At 70.3% G+C, this 5,640-nt stretch carries 3 protein-coding genes; 1 reads left to right on the forward strand and 2 read right to left on the reverse strand.

Features of this window, described 5'->3' with window-relative positions:
- Both IJH84_RS02565 and eccCb read right to left on the reverse strand, forming a co-directional pair.
- Positions 1-699, reverse strand: a 699-nt coding sequence (locus IJH84_RS02565; protein WP_295139775.1) for a putative T7SS-secreted protein, incomplete at its 3' end; no start/stop codon positions are given.
- A 213-nt stretch (positions 700-912) separates the two neighbouring features.
- Complete coding sequence (eccCb, locus tag IJH84_RS02570; RefSeq protein ID WP_295139777.1) at positions 913-4,959, reverse strand: type VII secretion protein EccCb; 4,047 nt, start codon at positions 4,957-4,959, stop codon at positions 913-915.
- A gap of 150 nt (positions 4,960-5,109) precedes the next feature.
- Between eccCb and IJH84_RS02575 the strand changes: the two genes are divergently transcribed.
- The coding region (locus tag IJH84_RS02575) for an EsaB/YukD family protein (protein ID WP_295139779.1) at positions 5,110-5,640 on the forward strand (531 nt) is incomplete at its 3' end.

Genomic DNA, 5,640 nt, shown 5'->3' on the forward strand with positions numbered 1-5,640 from the left:
GACCTTCAGCGCCGAGGAGATCTCCTTGAGCACATCCTTGTTCTCGCGGATGAAGTCCTGTCCCTGACCGATCAGGTCGTAGCTGGCCGGGGGTTCTTTGAACCGCATCCCCTTGGCCTCGTTGATGCGATTCGTGCACTCCCGGGCCGCAGCGGTCATCTCCGTGCGCAGACCGTTGGCCTTGTCCACGCAGTCCTGCCACGCCACCCGAGCCGACGACAACGCCGCCGACGCATCCCCCGCGTCCGACTCATACGGCGCTGCGGGCGGTGGCGGATGCCCCGCCGGAGCATGGGCTTGTTCGTCGCGGACCTTGTCCGCATGAGCCCGGTCGGCGGACCGCGCCCGCTCCACACGGCCCTCGCTGGCCTTGAGCTGCTCCCACAACCCAGGCGCCTGCTGCGCCAACGGCCGCATCCGCCCCTGAAGCTCGGACAACCGCGAGGAAAACCGGGACAACGCCGAGCCGACCTGGCTGAACGCCGTGCCCGTCACCCGTAGATCCGGCGGCAACTCCGAATCGATCTTCTCCCGGAACTGCTCACCCTCCGGACCCTGGAACTGGCCGGTATCCATGCCGGTGATCCGCTCCGCCGCGTGCGACGCGGACTCGCCGAAACGGTCATACCGGCGAGCCGAACCCGCGATCGCCTCCGGCGAACCACCCAACGAGAACAAGTGCCCCGGAAAATCCGCCACCGCAACCCCACCGCACGAGACCCACTCCCCGCGACCAGCCCGCACCGACACCTCGGCGCGAACGGCGACCCGGCACGAACAAGCCCGGCGCGCAGCGTTCACCCGCGACTACCAGCCGTGATCACGACAGATCAGCGCGAGTGTACGACACCACCCGGGCCCGCCGGGGCCGCTTGCGGAAAACCACCCCGGCGGGCAACCGGACCAGCCCGATCAGCCTTGCGGGACAGCAGTTCCGCCGGGCGGCGTCGCCGGTTCCTCGTCCGAGCGCGGCACGTACGCCGTTTGCACGAGCAGCGGTTTGCGGCCGCGGCGCACCAGAGTGCCGCGGCCGGCGGGTTGCTGGCTGAAGTAGACCTCCGGCCACATCTTCCCCTCGCTGCGGTCGCCGGACAGCAGCAGACCGGCCGCCCCGGACTCCTTCACACCCTGCACGAACGGCTCGTACAACGAGCGGCTGGAGCCGCTGGAGCGACGGCACAGAACCACGTGGAACCCGATGTCACGGGACTGCTGCAGGTACGGCAGGAACGGCGCCAGCGGGTTCGCGCCGCCGGTGGTGAGCAGATCGTAGTCGTCGACCAGCGCCACGATCTCCGGGCCGCGCCACCAGGAACGGGTGCGCAACTGCTCAACGGTGACGTCCTCCGGCGGGAGCCGTTTCGCGAGTTCTCCGGCCATGCCTTCGGCGAGCCCGCCGGCCACGGCGGTGTTGTGCGCGTAGCCGCCGAGGTATTCGTCGTCGATGCCCTCCAACATGCTGCGCCGCGGGTCGAACAGCGCGAACACGACCTCGTCGCTGCCGTAGCGGCTCGTGAAGTCCTCGACGATCAGGCGCAGCAGCGAAGTCTTGCCGGCCTGGGTGTCGCCGAAGACGAGCAGGTGCGGGTCGTCGCCGAAGAGGTCGACGGTGGTGGGCCGCAGCTCGGTCTCGTCCACCCCGAGGCGCAGCACCTTGCGGTCGGGTGCGCGTTCGGCGAAGGAACGGTGGTCCAGCCGCTCCGGCAGCATCCGCACCGGCGTCGCGACCGGGCCGCTCCAATGCCGCACGACCTCGTCGACCGCGTGCTGCACGCCCGCGGTGATGGTCGCCGGATCGGCGTGGCCGTCGATGCGGGGCAGCGCGATGTGCCCGGTCAGTCCGCGGTCGGTCAGGCAGCGGCCGGGAACCTTGATGTTCTCGGCGAGCTTGCGCTTGACCGTGGTGTCCAGCGGATCGTGCAGGCGCAGCTCCAGCTTGTTCGCGATGACCGACTGGATCTGCATCCGCAGGTCGGTCCAGCGGCCCGCGGTGACCACGACGTGCACCCCGAAGCCGGCACCGCGGGAGGCGATGTCGTGCACCACCTCCAGCAGGTCCTCGAAGTCCTGCCGCAGCGCCAGATACCCGTCGATCACCAGGCAGATGTCCGCGCTGGTGAGCTCCGGGAGCTTGCCAGCGCGGTGCTGATCGCGCATCGCCTGCACGGAATCCAGGCGGTAGTCGGCGAAGAGGGCTTCGCGCTCGCCGAGCAGCGTGGCGATCTCGCTGATGGTGCGGCGCACCCGGTCGGGCGCCAAGCGGTCGGCGACCCCGGCGACGTTCGGCAGCCGGTCGAGGCCGTTGAGCGTGCCGCCGCCGAAATCGACGCAGTAGAACGCCAGATCGCTGGGCGTGTGGGTCAGCGCGCCGCCGAGGATCAGGGTGCGCAGCGCGGTGGATTTGCCGCTCTGCGGCGAACCGAGGATCGCCAGGTGCCCTCCGCTGGCGGCGAGGTCGGCGACCAGCGGTTCCTGGCGCTGCTCGGCGGGGATGTCGACGGTGCCCATCGGGATCGCCAGCGAACCGTGCCACCGCCGGTCGACCGCGGACAGCCCGTAGGTGCGGTCCGGTTCGACGCGGCCGATCGCTGCCGACAGCGCCATCGTCGCGGGCAGCGGCGGCAGCCAGACCTGCCTGGCGCGAGCACCGGGCTGCTGCGAAACGCGCTGGACGACGACGTCGAGCACGGTCGGTTCGGAGACGGTGCGCTTGTCGCGGTCGATCTTCGCGGTCTTCGGCTGCAGGTGCGCGTGCTGGTTCAGCCAGGCTTGGGCTTCGTTGTACGGGGTGAACGGCGCCAGCCGGGGGGTTTCCTGGGCGCTTTCCACGCCGGAAGGGGCCTGGTAGTCGCCGGAGACGTAGAGCGCCTTCCAGCGTTCGCTCAGGCCGTGCTCGGCGCCGAGGTAGCCGTTGCCCGGCGCGCTGGGCAGGTGGTACGCGTCCGGGACGCCGAGCACCGTGCGGGATTCCTGCTCGTTGAAGGTGCGCAGCCCGATCCGGTACGAGAGGTAGGACTCGAGCCCTTTGATCTTGCCTTCCTCCAGCCGCTGCGAGGCCAGCAGCAGGTGCAGGCCCAGCGAACGGCCGATGCGGCCGAGCTGCAGGAACAGCTCGACGAAGTCCGGCTTCGCGGTGAGCAGCTCACCGAACTCGTCGATGACGATGAACGGGTTCGGCAGCGGTTCGAGGTCCTCGCCCGCTTCCCGCTTCTCCTGGTATTCCACCAAGCTGGCCAGCGATCCCGCATCGGCGAGGATGCGTTGCCTGCGCGTCATCTCGCCGAGGACCGCGTCGTGCAGCCGGTCCACCAGGCCGGTGTCGTCGGAGAGGTTCGAGACCATGGCGCTGGTGTGCGGCAGCTCGCCGAGCCCGGCGAAGGTCGCGCCGCCCTTGTAGTCCACCAGGATCATGTTCAGCCGCTCGGGCGGATGGGTCATGGCCAGCGCGAGCACGAGGGTGCGCAGGAACTCGCTCTTGCCGGAGCCGGTGGCGCCCACGCACAGCCCGTGCGGTCCCATCCCGCCTTGCGCGGCCTCCTTGATGTCGAGGGTGATCGGGCGGCCGGAATCGCCCACCGCGAAGGGAACTTTGAGGAACTCGCCCTCGGTGCGCGGTGCCCACGCCTTGCCGACGTCGAACGTGGCCTCGTCCGCGATGTCCAAAAGGGACCGCAGGTCGCCGCCGGTGTCCGCCGACATGGACTGGTTGGCGTCGGCGACCAGGCGGTAGGGCGACAGTTCCCGGGCGAGCCTGGTCATCACCGGAACGCTGACGTGATCGAGCGTGCCCTCCCGCGCCCCGGCCAGCCGTTGCTGTTCCGCCCGCCCGGCCTGGGCAGGGTCGTGCGGATTCGGCGTCGGGCGGAGGTCTTCGACGCTGGCGGCGTCGCCGTCGACGGTGACGCGGACGTCGACGTGCGCGGGTTCGAGCCGCCGGTCCGGCACCAGCACCACCTGCGACACCTTGATGTCCGCCAGCGAAACGCCGCCGCTGTCGGCGAAGAGTTCGGCGCTGCCCGCGGAGACCTGATCGGTGATGACCACCAGGTGCGGGCCGCGCACCGTCGGGGTCTGGCCCCAGCTGCGGGTGGAGGCCGCGTTGAGGCGCCGGTCCAGTTCGCCGCGAAGCATCCCCACCAGGCCGGAGGCGGTGTCGGCGACGAGGCGGCGCGGGGCGGTGCCGTCCCACTGCGAGCTGTCGATCGTGTGCGGCAGCCACTTGATCCAGTCGAACTCGCCGATGACGTTGCGCCCGACCGCCCACGCCAGCTGCACCTCGTTCGGCGCGTGCAGCGCGGCGACCTGGGCGACCATCGCGCGCAGCGCGGCGCGGGTCAGCTCCGGCATCCCGACGACCGACACGGTTCCGTGCCACGGCACCGCGAGCGGCATGTTCGTCAGCTGCGCCAGCCTGCCGGTGACCATGGCGGCCTCGGCCTGGGTGATCGGGTCCGGGTTGGCCAGCTGCGTACCGACCGAGCCGACTTCCACCGGGCGCCAGAGCGCGTCGGTGCCCGATCCCAGCCGGGCCAGCAGGAAGTCGGGAGCCTGCCGATTGCGTTCCCACCGCCGCTCGGGGTTGTGCACCACGTCGATCAGCGCCAACGGCTCCGGATGCACGTGTTCGGCGGCCGCGCGTTGTTCGGCGCGGGCGGTGCGGATGACCTCGCGGATCTCCGCGATGTGCTCGGAATAGCGCTGCCGCTGCTGCTGCAGTTCCTTGTTCTTGCCGGAATTGCGGTGGATCACCATCGCCACCGTGCCGAGCAGCATCACCACGAACAGGCACACCGCGGCCACGCGCATGAGGGCGTTGCCGCGGGCGGCCAGCGAGGCGACCATGACTCCGCCGCCGACCACCGGCATCAGGATCGACATCACCGTGCTGCCCGCACCGCCGCCTGCGGCGCGCCCCGGCAGCGTCAGCGGCGCGGCCACCTGCACCGGTTCCAGTTCCACCCGCGGTACCGGTAACCGCGGCGGCCGATGAACAAGGCGTTGTGTCACGGCGACTCCCTCCAGCCCTAATGCGGGCTATACCCTATCGACCGTGGATCACTCGCCACGTCACGATCGCCTACATTCCTGGGGATGCCGATGAGTGTGCCGATGACGCGCGTCACGGTGGTAGAGCCCGAGAGCAATCGCCGGGTCGATGTTCCGCTGCCTTCGCAGGACCCGATCATCCAGCACCTGCCGGATCTGGCGCGCAGCTTCAGCCTCCTCGGCGCCAACACCGACCCGCGCCGCTGGACGCTGTCGAAACCGTTCGGGAACCAGGAGATTCCGCCGGAACGGTCGTTGTCCGACGCGCAGATCGTGGACGGGGCGCAGCTGTGGCTGGTTCCCGCCCAGGGCCGCTCGCACCCCTTGCTGGCCGAGGACGTCGTCGAAGAGACCAAAGGCGTCCTCGACACCGACATCGACGAATGGGACGGCCCCGTCCGGCAGCGCGGCCTGACCAACATCGCCGCGCTGCTCGTGCTGGCCTTCGGCCTCATCGCCGCGTTCGCCCCGCTCGACTGGCTCGGCCAGCTCACCCTCGCCGGGCTCGGCGCGCTGCTCGGGTTCGCCGCGATGTTCGCCGCGCGCGAGAACACCCTGATGCTCACCGCGCCGGTCCCGTCCTGGGCGATGATC

It is taken from the genome of Saccharopolyspora sp., from assembly GCF_017434145.1.
GTDB lineage: Bacteria > Actinomycetota > Actinomycetes > Mycobacteriales > Pseudonocardiaceae > Saccharopolyspora_C > Saccharopolyspora_C galaxeae.